At 61.8% G+C, this 16418-nt stretch carries 11 protein-coding genes; 3 read left to right on the forward strand and 8 right to left on the reverse strand.

Annotated elements, in window-relative coordinates; translation table 11 throughout:
* Positions 1 to 20: 20 nt before the first annotated feature.
* From sufC to M2447_RS12280, 5 genes are all read right to left on the reverse strand, one after another.
* The gene (gene sufC, locus M2447_RS12260; protein WP_277558842.1) at positions 21 to 791 is read right to left on the reverse strand and encodes a Fe-S cluster assembly ATPase SufC; all 771 of its coding nucleotides are present in this window, start codon (positions 789 to 791) and stop codon (positions 21 to 23) included.
* Between the two features lie 102 nt (positions 792 to 893).
* Entirely contained in the window at positions 894 to 1340 is a 447-nt protein-coding gene (locus tag M2447_RS12265; RefSeq protein WP_277558843.1) for a transcriptional repressor, read from the reverse strand.
* A 263-nt stretch (positions 1341 to 1603) separates the two neighbouring features.
* A complete protein-coding gene (gene rrtA, locus M2447_RS12270) occupies positions 1604 to 2248 on the reverse strand; it encodes a rhombosortase (RefSeq protein ID WP_277558844.1) in 645 nt (214 codons plus the stop codon).
* 8 nt (positions 2249 to 2256) lie between these two features.
* Positions 2257 to 2853, reverse strand: coding sequence for a hypothetical protein (locus M2447_RS12275; protein ID WP_277558845.1), 597 nt, complete (start codon positions 2851 to 2853; stop codon positions 2257 to 2259).
* Between the two features lie 151 nt (positions 2854 to 3004).
* Complete coding sequence (locus tag M2447_RS12280; protein WP_277558846.1) at positions 3005 to 5086, reverse strand: VIT and VWA domain-containing protein; 2082 nt, start codon at positions 5084 to 5086, stop codon at positions 3005 to 3007.
* A gap of 332 nt (positions 5087 to 5418) precedes the next feature.
* Here M2447_RS12280 and M2447_RS12285 point away from each other — a divergent pair, with 332 nt between their 5' ends.
* Complete coding sequence (locus M2447_RS12285; RefSeq protein ID WP_277558847.1) at positions 5419 to 6999, forward strand: sigma 54-interacting transcriptional regulator; 1581 nt, start codon at positions 5419 to 5421, stop codon at positions 6997 to 6999.
* 230 nt (positions 7000 to 7229) lie between these two features.
* Here the strand turns inward: M2447_RS12285 and fabF are convergent, their stop codons facing one another.
* Positions 7230 to 8486 carry a beta-ketoacyl-ACP synthase II gene (fabF, locus tag M2447_RS12290; RefSeq protein ID WP_277558848.1) on the reverse strand — a complete coding sequence of 419 codons (1257 nt, stop codon included), beginning with the start codon at positions 8484 to 8486 and terminating at the stop codon, positions 7230 to 7232.
* Between the two features lie 287 nt (positions 8487 to 8773).
* Between fabF and M2447_RS12295 the strand changes: the two genes are divergently transcribed.
* Complete coding sequence (locus M2447_RS12295) at positions 8774 to 10468, forward strand: putative manganese-dependent inorganic diphosphatase (protein ID WP_277558849.1); 1695 nt, start codon at positions 8774 to 8776, stop codon at positions 10466 to 10468.
* Positions 10469 to 10655: 187 nt separating this feature from the next.
* A complete protein-coding gene (locus tag M2447_RS12300) occupies positions 10656 to 12674 on the forward strand; it encodes an FAD-dependent oxidoreductase (RefSeq protein ID WP_277558850.1) in 2019 nt (672 codons plus the stop codon).
* 213 nt (positions 12675 to 12887) lie between these two features.
* Here the strand turns inward: M2447_RS12300 and M2447_RS12305 are convergent, their stop codons facing one another.
* Positions 12888 to 14318 (reverse strand): lipid biosynthesis B12-binding/radical SAM protein, encoded by a 1431-nt coding sequence (locus M2447_RS12305; RefSeq protein WP_277558851.1) that lies wholly within the window; start codon positions 14316 to 14318, stop codon positions 12888 to 12890.
* 9 nt (positions 14319 to 14327) lie between these two features.
* Positions 14328 to 16208 (reverse strand): MMPL family transporter, encoded by a 1881-nt coding sequence (locus M2447_RS12310; protein WP_277558852.1) that lies wholly within the window; start codon positions 16206 to 16208, stop codon positions 14328 to 14330.
* Positions 16209 to 16418: the final 210 nt, after the last annotated feature.

Below are 16418 nucleotides of genomic sequence, written 5' to 3' on the forward strand. Positions count from 1 at the left end.
TATACATTATTCATTCCACATTAGGAAACCGCCGGGGCGGTTTCCGTCTTGAGCCAGTCGTAGCCTTTTTCCTCGAGTTCGAGGGCGAGGGTTTTGTCGCCGCTCTTCACGATGCGGCCGTCATACATGACGTGCACGTGGTCGGGGACGATGTGGTTGAGGAGGCGCTGGTAGTGCGTGATAAGGAGGACGCCGAGCTTGGGGCCGCGGAGCTGGTTGACGCCCTCGGCGACGATTTTCAGCGCGTCGATGTCGAGGCCGGAATCGGTTTCGTCCATGAGCGCGAAGGCGGGCTCGAGCATGGCCATCTGGAGGATTTCGCAGCGCTTTTTTTCGCCGCCGGAGAAGCCTTCGTTGACGGCGCGCGAGGTGAACTTGCGGTCGATTTTGAGCATGTCCATTTTCGCGTAGAGGCTTTTGTAATAGCCGACGGCGTCGAGGTCCTCGCCCTCGCCGAGACGGGCCTGGAGCGCGGCGCGGAGGAAGTTGGCAATGGAAACGCCGGGGACTTCGCTCGGATACTGGAACGCGAGGAAGATGCCCGCGCGGGCGCGTTCGTCGGGCTCCATTTCGAGGATGGAGTTGCCGTCGAGGAGGACGTCGCCGCCGGTGATCGTGTAATCGGGATGGCCGGCGACGGCCTTGGAGAGCGTGGATTTGCCGGTGCCGTTGGGCCCCATGATGGCGTGGACTTCGCCGGATTTGATCGTGAGGCTGACGCCTTTGACGATGGGCTTGTCGGGTGTTTCAGTGAGGGCGACAACGAGGTCGCGGATTTCGAGCGTGTGCATGATGTGAAGTTCTGAAGACCTGAACGCCTGAAGGCTAAAGGTCGGAGTTGTGATGGTGGGAAAAGTGGCGAGTGTAAGCGTTTGGTTTCTGTTTTCAGCCTTTCAGTCCTTTAGTTTTTCAGGCTTTTCCGCCCCGCGTCCGTGGTAGGTGATGTCGATCATGTCGGCGGTGTAGCCTTCGGGGAGGAGTTTTTTGAGGGCGGCGAGGAGTTCCTCCGGCAGGTCGATGTCGTGCGTGACGCCGGTTTTGCTGTCGTGAAAATGCGCGTGCGGGACGAGGTTCGGGCAGTAGCGGGTCGAGGCGCGCTCGAAATGCACGGCGCGCACGAGGCGGCACTCGATGAGCGTTTCGAGGCAGTTGTAAACGGTGGCGAGCGAGATGGTGGGCATCTCGGCCTTGACGCGCGCGAAAATCTCCTCGGCGGTCGGATGGTCGCGGCGGGCGAGAATGCTCTGGTAAACGAGTTCACGCTGCGGGGTGTTGCGCAAACCGCTGTCCGCGAGGCGTTGCGCGAGGTCGTCAGAATGATGTGTCGTCGTGTGAGCCATTGAAGATGGTAAGGATTTCTGAATTTCTGATCTTCGGGATGAAATTAGAATGCGTCTAAAATGCAACAAAAACTTAGAATCATTCTAAGAAGAGGGCTGTATTCACAATAATTTACCAACCTCAAACGTCCTTTAAATTGCCTAATATGTTTATCTACAATAGATAAATTATATTTGGAAGGGCGGCGCTTTGCGCCTGGCCTCCAAATACACGCGAGTCAACCCCATCACACAACCCACCCAAAGGTGGCCATAGCTTAGTCCTACTGGGCCAATCCAGTGCTCACGCTACCAGCCACGCCACCGGAAGTATTCGTGCATCCAGTGCACATCTCGCTGACAAAACCGCGCACGAACACAGTCAGCACACCAATTGAGGCACCAACCAAATGCGCCAGCGGCACGGGCGCAAACGCGTCCGTCTCGCCGACAAAAAACGGATTGCCGGTGATCAGCTCGTAACCGCACTTCGCAAGCGCGCCGCCGCACGCAAGCACGCCAAGCGCGAGCGTGGGCGCGTGACGCTCGCGCCAGCCGTCGCGCAACAAATGCCCCGCCACGACGCCGTAGGCCGCGCAATCAAGCCCCGACAAACCGCGATACGTCTCGAAATGCGGCTGGAGAATCCAAACGGCCAGCGTGATCAGCGGCGCGGACACCGCGAGTGCCACAAGCCAGTCGCGTCGCGACTTCAACTCCGCCATTGAGCCGAGGAGCAGCAGCGCAAACACATCCCAACGCAAATGCGCCGCGTCGAAATGTGTCAGATGCGCGGTTAGCACGCGCCAGATTTCGCCGCGCGCGAAGGATTCGCGTGTGAACTCGAACGCACTCGTGAACGACGGCAGCGCGCCGACGATCAGCGCGAAGACTGCGAGGGAAAGAGTAATGAATGGAAGGCGTTTCATTCGATTGTTTATTTCACAATGTCCCAAGTGTAAGCCCAAGCGTGCCCGCTCCCGTCGTAATACACTTTGAATATATTATTAATTCGCCAGCCAGTGGTGACGGTTACGAGAGCTGCCGGAGTCGTTACAATCTCGCTGAGCATGAATGAATATCCCCACATTTCCATACGCTCATGAATCATGCCTTTGGGGATTATGCGCCCCCTGTATGCATAAGTCACACATTCCACAATAGGCGCGCCCTTTGGGGGACTGCCTGGCTCGCCTTGAAAATACCAGCCATTCAAAAACAGTTCGCGATATATGCATTTGTCATCTCTTCCGGCAATAAGCGTGCCGGAATACTCATGAGCGGTGGAAAGCACATCCGAGTTAATTGTCCGAACATCATCGATGGTGATCGATTGTTCGTATTTTAAAACAGACACGGGTTTTCCGAGATGTTTTTCAATGTATAGTTTTGCAGCGTTCTCCCTGCTAAAAATCGACGCCTCGTTTTTTCTGGTCATCAAAATCATTCCGGAAACGCATCCCGACAAACAAATCGCCGTGCACAATAATGCGATTAATATAATAAATCGAAAAATTATAATATGTGGTTTCATGATATTGGTGAACGAACAATAATTTGCAGGTGTGGGGGCGCACCTTGCGTGCGCCCTCGTTCGCGCAGGCTCTGCGGTTGCGTTCGCAAATAGTTTTTCGCACACGAGGGCGCACGCAAGGTGCGCCCCCACGGTTCGGCGCGATATTCGTTTATTCTTTCTGCCGCTTCACCGTCCGGCGCCTCATGCCGGCGAGGGCCGCGACTACTCCGGCGAACAGCGCCATCAGCGCCACGTCGCGGAACTCCAGCGCACCGCCACCGCCGCCGCCGAAACCACGCGAGCGACTGACATGCGGGGCGGGCGCGGAGTAAGTGGGTTGTTGCGCGTCCACCTGGTAATTTTTCGCGGACTGCTGCGCGCGGACGCTTTGCGCGGCGCGCTCGAGGGCGATGCGTTTTTGATTGTTACGCTCGATCCCGCGCGCGGCGTGCGTGGCGTCGTCGAGCACGACCATCGAGGTGTGGTCGGTGACGAGTTGATACATCACGCCGAGGTCGGCGATGGCGTCCTTCGACTCGGACGGCGGCATCTGGCCTATGTTTTCGAGCAACTCAATCTGCTCGATTTGCGCGAGCGCCCAGAGGCGTTCGAGTTCGGGATTGTCGGTGTCAACCTCGGGGAAGTTGAATTTGGTCGCGTAGGTTTTGTCCTCGCCGGTGAGCTTGGCGTTGAGCGTGAGCGTGGCGGGGCCGGCCTTGTTGTAGCGGCCAAAGATAACGAGTTGCTGCCCGCGGTAGATTTTTTGGGGCAGATCGCCCGTGAGTCCCGAGGTTGCGCCGCCGCTGAACTTGAACGTGGCGTGGTGCAGCGACTCGTGGGTGACCTTGGATTTTGCGAGCAGGATTTGCCCCACAATGTCGTCGGCGTTCGACACACCCGCGTAGAAGCCGCCGGTCGCCTCGCCCATCACGCGCATGAGCGGCCAGTTCGCGCTGCTGCCCATGAGGAACCCGAAAAAGCGCACGTCGTTTTTCTTGAGCAGCGCGTAAAATTTCTTCGGATCAACAATGCCCTCGTTGGTCACGCCGTCGGTGACGAGTATGACGCTCGTCGCCCGATCCGCGTCGAGGCTGTCGAGCGCGAGCTTGAGGCCGGAGTAAATGTTTGTGCTGCCGTTTGCGTGGAGCGATTGCACGACCTTGATTGCCCGCGCCACATTTTCGGGCGTGGCCGCCGTCAGCGGAAACACTTCGCGCGAGCCTTGGTTAAAGGTGATGATGCGGAAGCGGTCGCCGGGATTCATCTGGCCGAGCACTTTTGCGATGCCGTTGGCGAGCGTGGCGATTTTCCCCTGCATGGAGCCCGAGATATCGAGCACAAAAATATAATCCGACGAGCTGATCGGCTGCAGGTCCAGGCCCGGCGTGACGACGGCCATGAACGTGCCCGGCTTGTCCGCTGACGCGCGGTAGGGAATCACTTCGACGCGTCCGGGAAGGTCGGCGGCGAGCCGGTAGTAGAGCACGAAGTCCTGCGCGAGTTGCGCGCGGTCGCGCTCGAGCGTGAGCTTCCAATGGCCTGTATCCAGTTTTTGGATATTCGCCGCGGCTTCGTTGCCCGGGGAGCGCAAGTCCTCGACGGGCCAGGCGGATTTCAGCTCGACGTTGATCGAAAGGCGTCCCTCGACCTGCGCGTTTGCCGGCTGCCAGAACGAGCTCGCGATGTCGTCGGTGCCGCCCTCCTCGAGCGGATACAGATAGCGGCCCACGCCCGTGTCGATTTCGAGCGACTGGTAATACACGAAGCGCAAGTGAACCTCGGCGTTGGCGCGCACGGGGCTCACGCGAAACTCGTAATTCTGGTAGCCGTTTTTCGAGGCGAGCCCGGCATCGTTGCCCTTGGCCTTTTCCTCGCCGTAGATTTTTTCGGCGTCGGCCTTGCGGAGCACCTCGCCGTGCAATGTCTTCTCGCCGGTTTGGATGGTGACCTCGGAAAGGCTCGCGCTCTTCGGAACGGGAAACGCGTAGATCGCCTCGAGGTCGGCGCCGTTGGGATTGAAGAACGTCTGCAACACCTCGGTCTGCGCGAAGCCGTTGTTGATGGTGACGTTGACCTGATGTTCGCGGATCTGAATCGGCGCGTCGGCGGAACCGAGCGGCGTCAGCGTGCCCGCCGCCCGCAACGTCCCCGTGAGGACGGCCAGCGACAGGAGCATCGAAAACATGGCCATTAAGAACGTGGCCCAGCGAAGGGGCCGCGCAAGTGAGAGGTTTTTGATCGTGGTTTTCATGACGCCTCCCCATTTAGCCAATGGCGTGCCAAGTTTTTTGATAATTTGTTAATTCATTATGCTACAAGTGATTATAAATACATGAATAAAAGCGTCATTTTATCAAATAGACATTTTATGATGATTGATTGACATTTTTTGCCATGAACGATTGTCTCATCTTCACTTTGGAGTGCGGTGGCAGAGCGAAGCGCCGACACCGCTTTGGAAATGTCGCAAAATTTTCCGCCATTCGAAAGCGGTGTCGCCGGTCGCCAACGCTCCCTCTGCCACCGCACTCCAAAATAACGCCACGCAATCTGAAATCCACACACATCCACACACAGACACCCATGAAACGCTTGTTCTCCCCCGATGAATTGCGCTTCGCCCAAGCCGTGGGGCGCATCAGCGCGTCGAATCATTTTCTGCCGGAGCGCGTGCAATTGGAGCGCGAGGCCCTGGGGTCCGCGTTCACCGAATCGGGCGCCGCCTGGAACGAGCACATATCCGACGACAACGCGCTGACGCATCCGAACATCGTCGCGCTCCTCAAGCGCTCCGAGACGCTCGCCGAAAAAATCCGCGCCCGCTGGCCGAAGGACGGGCGCGGCATCACGCGCGAGGAAATGGTCGCCTACATCGACGTCGCGAGCTTCTGGCTCTACCACGCCTACGCGCTCCAGTTTGACGCGCTCATCCAGGAATCCGAGGAACGCCGCCGCGCCGCCGCAAGCAAGCAGGAAACCTCCCGCGCCGAAACCGCGCCGGAGAGCAAGCTGACCATCCGCCCCAATTTCTACGGCGCGTTTCGCAACACGCTCGAACGCCTGCTCCGCCTGCCCGGCATCGCGATTCTCGACGAGGAACCCGCGCCGCACCTGTTCGCGTATGCGTTTCAATTGCGCCGCGCTTTTCACCACATCCACCGCGCGCTCGCGGGCGGCTCGAGGCCGATGGTGCGCCTGCGCGCGCAAATATGGGAGTCCATTTTCACGCGCGACATCGGGCGCTACCGCCGCGCGCTCTACTCGCGCATGCACGATTACGCCACGCTCATCACCGGCCCCTCCGGCACCGGCAAGGAGCTCGTCGCGCGCGCCATCGGCCTCTCGCGCTACATCCCCTTCGACGCGCGGCGCGGCGAATTTGCCGACGACTACACGGGCGCGTTTTTCCCGCTCAACCTCTCCGCGCTCTCCCCCACCCTCATCGAGTCAGAACTCTTCGGCCACCGTCGCGGCGCGTTCACCGGAGCGCTCGCCGACCGCGCCGGCTGGCTTGAAATCTGCCCCGCAAACGGAGCCGTGTTTCTCGACGAAATCGGCGATGTTGACACCGCCATCCAGGTAAAACTCCTGCGCACGCTCCAGTCGCGCGCCTTCCAGCGCCTCGGCGACACCGGCACGCGCACCTTTCAGGGAAAAATCATCGCCGCCACGCATCGCGACCTCCCCGCCGAAATCCGCGGCGGACGTTTTCGCGAGGATTTTTATTACCGCCTCTGCTCCGACGTCGTGCGCACGCCCTCCCTGCGCGAGCAACTCGACGACGCGCCCGCCGAGCTCGAAACACTCGCCGCGCACATCGCGCGCCAGTTGCTCGGCGACGGCGAGGCGCCCGCCTTCGCACGCGAGTCGGTCGCGTGGATACGCAAGCACCTCGGCGCCGCCTACGCGTGGCCCGGCAATTTCCGCGAACTCGAACAGTGCATGCGAAACCTCCTCGTGCGCGGCGAATACCATCCCGCGTCGCTGCACGCGTCCGGCGGCGACACCGGCGACTGGAACGCGCTGCTCGCAAACGGCAGCCTCACCGCCGAGGACCTCCTGCGCCGCTACACGCGCCAAGTCCACGCGCAATCGGGGCGCAACATCGAGGAAACCGCCCGTCGCCTCGACCAGGATCGCCGCACGGTGAAAGCGCGGCTGTGAGTTTGCGCGACACAGCACGCGCTATGCGTCGCGCGAGTTGGACCAGTTAATAAAACGAGGACGTCCTGGGTAGGACGGTCGCCTCTCGTATTTCTCGGCGCGCCCGCCCTATCCAAGGCAGTTACAGAATCGAACCTTTTCCCGGGGAAACGGCCCAAGGTTTGGGCAAAAAAATCGCCCCCGAATCAACACATCCGGGGGCGAATTGTTTGAATATTATAATCCCGCCCTTACAGCGCCTTGAAAACCGCGGAGGCGTTTTGGCCGCCGAAACCGAGGTTGTTGCTCATGGCGATTTTCACGGTGGCGGCGCGCTTGGCGTTCGGCACGTAGTCGAGGTCGCACTCGGGGTCGGGCGTGGTGAGGTTGATCGTGGGCGCGATCTGGCCGGTCTGGATCGTCTTGACCACAACCACCGCCTCGATGCCGCCGGCGGCGCCGAGGAGGTGCCCGGTCATCGACTTGGTCGAGCTAATCGCGAGTTTGCGCGCATGGTCGCCGAAGACTTTCTTGATGGCGAGCGTCTCAAATTTGTCGTTGTAGGGCGTGGAGGTGCCGTGCGCGTTGATGTAATCGACTTGGTCGAGCCCGATGTCGGCGCAGGCGAGCGCGCGCTTCATGGCCATCGAGAGCCCCTTGCCCTCGGGATCGGGCATGGTGATGTGATGCGCGTCGCATGTGGCCGCGTAGCCCACGAGTTCGCAATAAATGTGCGCGCCGCGAGCCTGCGCGTGGGCGAGCGATTCGAGGACGAGCACGCCCGCGCCCTCGCCCATCACGAAGCCGTCGCGTCCGGCGTCGAAGGGACGGCTGGCGTGCAACGGGTCGTCGTTGCGCGTGCTCATGGCCTTCATAGAGCAGAAGGCCGCGCACGAGAAGGGTGTGATCGTGGCTTCGGCGCCGCCGGCGATCATGACTTCCGCGTCGCCGCGGCGAATCATGTGCATGGCCTCGCCGAGGCTGTGCGTGCCCGTGGCGCAGGCCGAAACGATGCCAAAGTTCGGGCCGCGCGCGCCGATTTCGATGGCGAACAATCCGCTGCACATGTTGCTGATAAGCGAGGGAATCGTAAAGGGGGAGACCTTGCGCGGGCCCAGTTTGAGGAGGCGCTCCATTTGCGTCTCGTGCGTGGCCATGCCGCCGATGCCCGAGCCTATGAGCACGCCGACACGGTCGGGGTCCTCCTTTGACATGTCGAGCTTGGCGTCGGCAAACGCCTGTTTCGCGGCAACAATGCCGAAATGCGTGTAGCGGTCGTTGCGGCGCGCCTCCTTGGGATCCCAGTGGTCCTCAATATTCCAATCGCGCACTTCAGACGCGATTTGCGTGGTGTAATTCGTCGCGTCGAACTGCGTGATGCGGTCGATGCCGCATTTGCCCGCGAGCAAGTTATTCCAGAACGTATCCACGTCATGGCCGATCGACGTAATTGCGCCGAGACCGGTGACTACGACCCGTTGATGAGCTGAGAGGGGAGCTTGTTGCATAGGTTGGAATTATGGAAAGCCGCCGATTAGATAGAAAAACGCGGGTATGCGAAGCCTCGATTTCCGTTTGTTCGGCACATTATTTTTGCGTTTTTTGCGTAAAATTTTGAACGCGGCCGTCTCAGTTTTCAAAAAACCCCGCGCCCTTGGTCTACCAAGACCGTCATGATCGCGGTAAAAAAATCCCGATTGCCGCCACGGCGCGCCAGAATTATTGATTTTCGGCCAATCGGCCCGCACATTGTCCGCACAGTCAGGGACAAATCTTCCAATCACACACCCGCTCAATGCCTCCGTCTTCCGACAACTCCGCCCCCGCGGCAACCTACGTCATCGGCCATCGCAACCCCGACACCGACGCCATTTGCTCCGCCATCGCCTACGCCGCCTACAAAAAGGCGCGCGGCGAACACGGCTACATCCCCGCCCGCTGCGGCAATTCCAACGCCCGCATCGACACCGTCCTGCGCAAGTTCGGCACACCCCTGCCCCTCTACCTGAGCGACGTCACCCCGCGCGTGCACGACGTCATGGTGCGCGACGTCATTTCGCTTCCCGAAACCGCCACCTGCGCCGAGGCCCTCGAGCTGATCGACGAACATGACGTGCGCGTGCTCCCCGTCACCACCGGCGACCAGCGCGTGCTCGGCACAATCTCCATTTTCCAACTCGGCGGCTACTTCACCCCGCGCCTGCGCGCGCCGCGCGACATGCGCAAGGTCGAAACCACCCTCGCCCACGTCACCCGCGCCCTCAACGCCAACATCCTCCACCTGCACGACCCCGACCGCACCGAGGATCTCTACGTGCGCATCGGCGCCATGGACATACGCTCCTTCGGCAAGCAAACCGAAAGCGGCAGCATCCCCATCAACAAAACAATCATCATCGTCGGCGACCGCTGGGACATCCAGCAACGCTCCATCCAGTTCGGAGTCCGCGCGCTCATCGTGACGGGCAACCTCCCCATCGACACCGAGGTGGTCGAGCAAGCCAGGGCCGCCGGTGTCAGCGTCATCAGCAGCCCCTACGATTCCGCAACCACCGCGTGGGTCGTGCGCACCGCCGGCACCATCGAACCGCTCCTCGACCGCAAATTCGCCTCGATCTCCGCCGAACTGCCCCTCGGCGAACTGCGCCGCCGCGTGGCCTCCTCGAACATCCCCGCCTATCTCGTCACGGGCGAGGACGGACGCCTTCAGGGAATCATCTCCAAATCCGACGTCATCAAACCCGTGCAAACGCGCCTCGTGCTCGTTGACCACAACGAAATGAACCAGGCGGTCCCCGGCGCGCACGAAGTCACCATCACCGAGATCATCGACCACCACCGGCTCGGCCCGCTCAACACGCAACAACCCATCCTCTTCATAAACGAACCCGTCGGCTCCACCTGCACAATCATCGCCGACCTCTTCCGCCGCGACAACCTCCGCCCCGCGCCCGACATCGCCGGGCTCATGATGAGCGGCATCATCACCGACACACTCCATCTCAACAGCCCCACCACCACGCCCAAGGACACCGAGCTGCTCGCCTGGCTTTCCGAAATCGCGGGCGTGGATTCGCGCGCGCTTGCCGATGAGATTTTCAGCTCCGGCTCCGTCATCCTCGCCAACACCCCCGAATCGGTGATCCGCGCCGACCTGAAAATCTACGAGGAAAACGGAAGCCACTTTGCCGTCTCGCAAGTCGAGGAGCTCGGCTTCGCCAACTTCTGGAAGCACGCCAAGGAGCTTTCCCTCGCGCTCGGCGAATTGATCAAAACCGAGCGCCTCGACTTTGCCTGCCTGCTTGTGACCGACATCAACTCGCAAAACTCGCTGCTGCTCGTCCGCGGCGACAAGGATCTCATCAGCCGCATTTCCTACCCGCACCTTGAGAAAAACGAAATCTTCGAGCTCGCGGAAATCGTCAGCCGCAAAAAACAACTCCTCCCCTACATCACGTCGATCCTCCGCGAAATGCAGGCAGAGAAATAGAAACCGCCGCCCGGAACCGGCGGCGGGACTGGCGAGCTTGCCATTCGACCGCCTGGCGTCGAGTCTGCAAGCCCCCGTGGGGAACAATAAAAACCGCGGCTTTTTTCATCCGCCGCCCAGTAATTGTTTGCCGCGCTCAACTCACCGCCCCAATACATTCCCTCTTCACACCCTCCCCTTTCCCCTCATGAAACCCAACCAAATCAGCAGAAGAAAATTTCTAACCCAATCGGCCGTTTCCGCGATCGGCTGCACGATTGCCGTGACCGCGCCGCAAACACTCTGCGCGGCAACCCTCGCGGCGGCATCCGCAAGCGGCGGCGCGCCCGCGCCAACACCCGCGTCCGGCGGCAAAAGCGCGAAACTCCCGCCGCTCGTCAAGGGCGGCGCCCACGCATCCTACAAGGCGCTCGCGGACGAGCCGTTGATGCGCCAGCTCGATCTCAAGTGCGACGTGCTTGTCGCCGGCGGCGGGCTTTCCGGAATCGCAACCGCGCTGGCCGCGGCGCGGCGCGGCAAAAAAGTCATTCTCGTGCAGGACCGCTCGCGACTCGGCGGCAACGCTTCATCCGAAATCAAAATGCACCCGCTCGGCGTCGATCCGCGCAAAACCGGCTGGCGCGAGGGCGGCATCATCGAGGAGCTCAAACTCGAAAACGCCTGCAAAAACCCCGGCCTCTCTTGGGAGGTGTGGGACTTCATTCTCTACGACAAGGTCGTGTCGGAGCCGAACATCCAGTTGCTTCTCGACACATCGGTTTATCGCGTGGAAACGCGCGGCGACAAAATCACCCACGCCTGGACGCGCAGCGACACCACGCTCAACGCCTGCCGGATCGAGGCCGCGCTCTTCGTCGATGCCACGGGCGACTGCCGGCTCGGACGGGAAGCCGGCGCGCCGGTGTTCTCGGGCCGCGAGACCAAGGAGACATTTGGCGAATCGCTTTCGGGCTACGACCCCGAGGGCACGCGCCAGGGCTCCACGCTCATGATCACATCGCGCGCATACGACAAACCCATGCCGTTCCAGCCGCCGACATGGGCAAAAAAAATCACCGCCGAGCACCTCAAGCTCCGCCGCATCTCCGACAAGAGCCTCGAATACGGCTATTGGTGGATCGAACTCGGCGGCGTTTACGATGCCATCCGCGACAATGAACAACTGCGCTTCGAACTCCTCTCAATCGTGATGGGCATTTGGGATTACGTGAAAAACAGCGGCAAGTTCCCCAACGCCGCAAACCGCGTGCTCGAAACCATCGGCATGGTTCCCGGTCGCCGCGACACCTACCGGCTCGTCGGCGACCACGTGATGACGCAGCTCGACATCGAGGGCGGCTGGAAACAATTCGACGACGCCATCGCCGTCGGCGGCTGGCCCATGGACGACCATCCCGCCGAGGGCTTCTGGGCGTCTGACCGCCGCGGCTGCCGTCAAATCCACGGCAAACAACCCTACTACAACATTCCCTTCGGCTGCCTCTACTCGAAAAAAATCACGAACCTCATGATGGCGGGCCGCAACATCAGCGCGTCGCACGTGGCCTTCTCGTCCACGCGCGTCATGTCCACCTGCGCCGCCATCGGCCAGGCCGTGGGCACCGCCGCCGCGATGTGTCTCGACGCGAATATTTTGCCCGCCCGCCTGCGCGCCGACAAAACCATGGTGAAACGCCTTCAGCAGGAACTCCTGCGCGACAACCAAACCATCCTCGACATCAAAAACGAGGACCCGCGCGACCTCGCGCCGAAGGCGAAAGTCACCGCCTCGGAATCGGCGCTCGAATCGAAACCCGAAAACGTGGTTTCGGGAACCCTGCTCGACAGTCCGAAAACAAACAACAATCGCTGGCTCGCAACCGCCGACGCCAAACCGTGGCTCAAGCTGGAATGGGACGCGCCCGTGCGAATCTCCCAAGTGCGCCTCGCCTTCGACGGCGGCAAAAGACGCCTCACGCAAACCGGCCAGCAATCCGTGATCAAGACCATGGTCGTGGGCGTGCAGCCGGAACTGGTCCGCGACTACACGATCACCGCGATTCTTCCCGACGGCTCCGAGCGCGCGCTCGCCGAGGTGAGCAACAATTACCAAAACCTCCGCGTCCACACCTTCGATTCGGTGACTGCAAAAGCCGTGCGCATCGACATCGCCGCCACCAACGGCGCCGGGCACGCAATCATCAAGGAAGTGCGCGTGGAAAGTTAGCGCGGGCTTGATTTGCCCTGTCGCATTTTAAGGCAGGGCAAACCCCGCCGGGTGAGCCGATAATGTTACGACTCACCCTCATAAGCGCTGGCTTGCTTTATGTTTCCCGCACGCCAAAGGCGTGCGACAAATGAACAAACAATTCACGCTCACGAAAGGCGCATCTTACGAGTTACGGCTCACCAGGCAGGGTTCGCCCTGCCAAACGCCACGTCACCCTTGTGTCTCGTGTGTCTGGTAGCGCTGGAGCAATTCGATGTATTCCCAGAGCGGACCGCTGAGACCGCGATCGCGGAGCTTTTTCATCGTCGCCACGAATGCCGGCGGCGGGTCGCCCACGACCCAGTTGGGCGCGGTTTCGCGAAAGGCGCGCAAGCGCTCATACATGCCTTGCACGGTAAGCGGCGGCTCAATGTGAAAACGCGGCGTGGCGAGAAAAGCCTCGCGCGTTTCGCCCGTGGCGGGCGGACCGTGCTTTTCCCAAAGACGCGTGCCGGGATAAATGCGCATGCCAAGCGTCGCGAAAAAGAAGGCGCGCGGCATTTCCGCGGCCCGGGCAAGGGTTTCCTCAATGCTCCCGGGCGTTTCCCCCGGCCCCCCGAAAATCAGATAATGGCTGTAATTGATGTCGAGGGCCTGCGCGTCATCACTCACCCTCCGGATGTCGTCGAAAGTGAACGATTTTCCATAGGCCGCGAGCACGGGGTCGCTGAAGCTGTCAGAGCCGAACTCGACGTCCTTCAAGCCGGCGCGTTTCATGAGTTTCAGGTGTTCGCGCGTGAGTCCGCGCGGGCTCAGGAAACATTCCCACTCCATGTCGAGCTTGGCGGCGATCAAGGCTTCGCACACATCGACAATATGCCTCTCGCTGGTGTTGAAAACGGAATCGACGATAAAGGTGTAACGCACGCCAAGCGCGCGCAGGCGCGCCATCTCCTCGACCACTTGCGCGCCGGTGCGGAAGCGGCTGCGGCGACCCTCGATGTGCGGATAGGCGCAGTAGCAGCACTTGAGCGGACAGCCGCGCTGCGTTTGCACGCCGATGATCGAGCCGGTGGAAACATAGGCGCTGATGATGCCGGGATCGTGCGCGGGCTCGGCGGTGAAACCGGCCTGCATGGCGGCGCATTCATTGCAACGGGAGTCGCGCGGGGATTCATTCCACGCGACTCCGGGGATTTCGGAGGGCGCGCGGCCGTCGCGAAGCGCGGAAAGGAGTTCGACAAGCGGCGCCTCGCCCTCGCCGCGCACGCCGTAATCCGCGCCGGTGAGCTCGAGGAGCTCGGTCGGGAAAAGCGAAAACGCGCTGCCTCCGACGATGAGCGGCGCGGTGGTGACCTTGCGCAACACCGAGCAGCAATCGGAGAGGTTGCGCACGAAGGAAAGCGGATTGTGGCTTTGCGCGTTGTCGATGTTGCGAAGCGAAAGCGCGACATAGTCGGGTTTCATCTTCGCTGCGCACTGATCGACGGGCTCGCTGCTGGTGCGCGAATCCCAAAGGCGCGTCTCGTAGCCCGCCTTGCGCAGCGCGCCGTCGATGTAGGCGAGCCCGAGCGGATAAACGGGATACGGCTGGTCGTAGGTGTTGAGGTTGACGAGCAACACGCGCGGCTGCGCGGCGCCCTGCGGACGGTTTGTTTCCATAAAGTTCGATTACGTTTGCTGCAGTTGTTCGGATTTTGCGGCGCGCTTCAACTCAACGATCGCGAGCGCGGAGAGCACGATGAGCGCGACGGTGACGCCGAGCGCGGACACGACGGGGATGCCGCTGCACGCGAGCACGCCGAACGAGCCCGCTGTGCTGAACGCGGAAAGGCGGATCGAGGGCGGCGGGCGTTCCTTGCGCGCGTCGTTTTCGGCGGTGAAAATGGCGTAGTTGTGGCTGAGGCAGACGCCGAGAAACGCGCCCAGCAAATGAAAGAGGTTCAGCGTCACGCCGCACAGCCCGAGCACGCCGAAGGTGAAGAAGCACGAAAAAACCGGCGTGGTAAAAATGAGCGTGCCGCGCCTCACGCCGTAAATCGCCCACATGCTCAAGCCCACGAGCACGAGACCGATGACGCTGAGGCGCAGCGCGGAGAGCCGGTAGCGCGCGAAGAGTTTGTTGAGCGACTCGAGCTGGTTGAGGCTCGTGGTGGCGAGCGCGGCGGGCGGATCGTCGGCGGGCGCGGGATGGTCGGCCACGGTGAGCAAAAAACTCGCGCCGGGCGTGTCGGCCATGAGGAGCGCGGTTTGCCCGTGAAGCGACGAGGAGAGATTGGCGACAACGTCGTCGTAGGGGCGCGCCTTGCGCGCGCCCTCGCGTTCGAACGACGAGAATTTCTCCCACGCCGCAAAAAACGGCGCGAATTCCGCCGCGTCAAAACCGTGCCGTTCGAGCGCGGCGCGCAGCGCGTCGGGAAACCCGCGCAGCGTTTCGATGCGCGCCGGCAGCGCGTCATAATCGGCGCGAAGCGGAAGCGCGTAGCCAAGCGAGGCCGTGGCGGCGTCGGGAAACTGCGCGCCGTGCCACGCGGTGAACTTTTCGAGCGAGTCGCGAGCGTCGGCGATTGTCTCGCCGCGCGTGAGATAAACGGTGCGCGCCGCCGAGTCGCCGAAGAGTTGGCGCACGCCGGCGGCCTCGTCGGCGTGCCGCGGCAGGCGCGGCTGGAGTTCCCTCGTGCTGTCGTGCCAGTGCAAACGCCATGGGCCGAGCAGCGCCACGAGCGCGCCGGCGCAAAGCAGCGCGATGGCGGCGCGGCGCGTGCGCGGAGTGTGCGCGAGTTGCGCGCTGGCGAACGCGCGCGCTTGCATGTTGGGGTTTTTGATTTGCGCAAACCAGAGCACTGCGGTGACGAGCGCGCAGAGCAGCCCCGCGCTCACAAAAACGCCGAGCTGCCGGATGAGCGCGAGGTCGGAAAAAAGGAGCAGCGAAAATCCGAGCACGGTTGTCAGCGCGCTTCCGAGAAGCGGCTTCATCAGGCGGCGGACTTTTGCGGCGTAGGGTTCGCCGGGATTTTTTTGCGGCTGCAGGTAGAGATAAAATCCGTAGTCGATCGAGACGCCCGCGAGCATCAGCCCGAGCACGAAGACAAGGAAATGCACATGCTCGAAGCACAGCGTGACCGCGACGCACGCGCCGAGCAGCGCGCCGAAAACAACCGGCGCGAGGTTGAGCGCGCCGAGAATGCGCGGCAGGCAAAGGATGGCGATTCCGAGAACGACAAACAGGGTGAGCGGCGTGCCAACAAACAGCTCTTGCATGATGCCGCGTTTGCTTTCGGCGGCGAAGCGGCTGATCGCCGCCCAGCGAATCGTGGCACCGGGCGCGACGGCTTGCGCGGCGGCGAGGGCGGCATCAACGGCGTCGAACACGGGGTTTTGCCCGGCTTCGTGGAGCGGGTTTTCGCGGGTGAGCGTCCAGATGAGCGCGGTGTCGGCGGGCGCGTCGGCGGAGGTGTCGAGCGCCTGGACTTTCTCGACGAGGTCGGGAAGAAGAAGGAGCGGGTCGGCGGGAATGAGCTCGGCAAAGGCGAGCGCCTCGGGCCTGGCCATGAAGTGTTCGAGCTCGGCGGCGGTTTTTTCGGCGAGCCACTCGGCGAAGGCGTTGTCCCCGGGAGCGGGGGGGGGGCCCCCCCCCGGGCGCGGGGGGGGGGGGGGGGGGGGGGGGGCCCCGCCCCCGCCGTGCTGTTTGTGTTTGTTTAGTGCCCCCGCCGCGCGGGGGGGTGGGGGGTGGGGTGGAGATAATTTTTTGGTGTGGGGGGA

The organism is Ereboglobus sp. PH5-10, assembly GCF_029504735.1.
Lineage (GTDB): Bacteria > Verrucomicrobiota > Verrucomicrobiia > Opitutales > Opitutaceae > Ereboglobus.

Excerpts from the sequence above, each read along its gene's own strand:
- sufC (WP_277558842.1), bottom strand. The coding sequence starts at position 791 with ATGCACACGCTCGAAATCCGCGACCTCGTTGTCGCCCTCACTGAAACA.
- M2447_RS12265 (WP_277558843.1), bottom strand. The coding sequence starts at position 1,340 with ATGGCTCACACGACGACACATCATTCTGACGACCTCGCGCAACGCCTC.
- rrtA (WP_277558844.1), bottom strand. The coding sequence starts at position 2,248 with ATGAAACGCCTTCCATTCATTACTCTTTCCCTCGCAGTCTTCGCGCTG.
- M2447_RS12275 (WP_277558845.1), bottom strand. The coding sequence starts at position 2,853 with ATGAAACCACATATTATAATTTTTCGATTTATTATATTAATCGCATTA.
- M2447_RS12280 (WP_277558846.1), bottom strand. The coding sequence starts at position 5,086 with ATGAAAACCACGATCAAAAACCTCTCACTTGCGCGGCCCCTTCGCTGG.
- M2447_RS12285 (WP_277558847.1), top strand. The coding sequence starts at position 5,419 with ATGAAACGCTTGTTCTCCCCCGATGAATTGCGCTTCGCCCAAGCCGTG.
- fabF (WP_277558848.1), bottom strand. The coding sequence starts at position 8,486 with ATGCAACAAGCTCCCCTCTCAGCTCATCAACGGGTCGTAGTCACCGGT.
- M2447_RS12295 (WP_277558849.1), top strand. The coding sequence starts at position 8,774 with ATGCCTCCGTCTTCCGACAACTCCGCCCCCGCGGCAACCTACGTCATC.
- M2447_RS12300 (WP_277558850.1), top strand. The coding sequence starts at position 10,656 with ATGAAACCCAACCAAATCAGCAGAAGAAAATTTCTAACCCAATCGGCC.
- M2447_RS12305 (WP_277558851.1), bottom strand. The coding sequence starts at position 14,318 with ATGGAAACAAACCGTCCGCAGGGCGCCGCGCAGCCGCGCGTGTTGCTC.
- M2447_RS12310 (WP_277558852.1), bottom strand. The coding sequence starts at position 16,208 with ATGGCCAGGCCCGAGGCGCTCGCCTTTGCCGAGCTCATTCCCGCCGAC.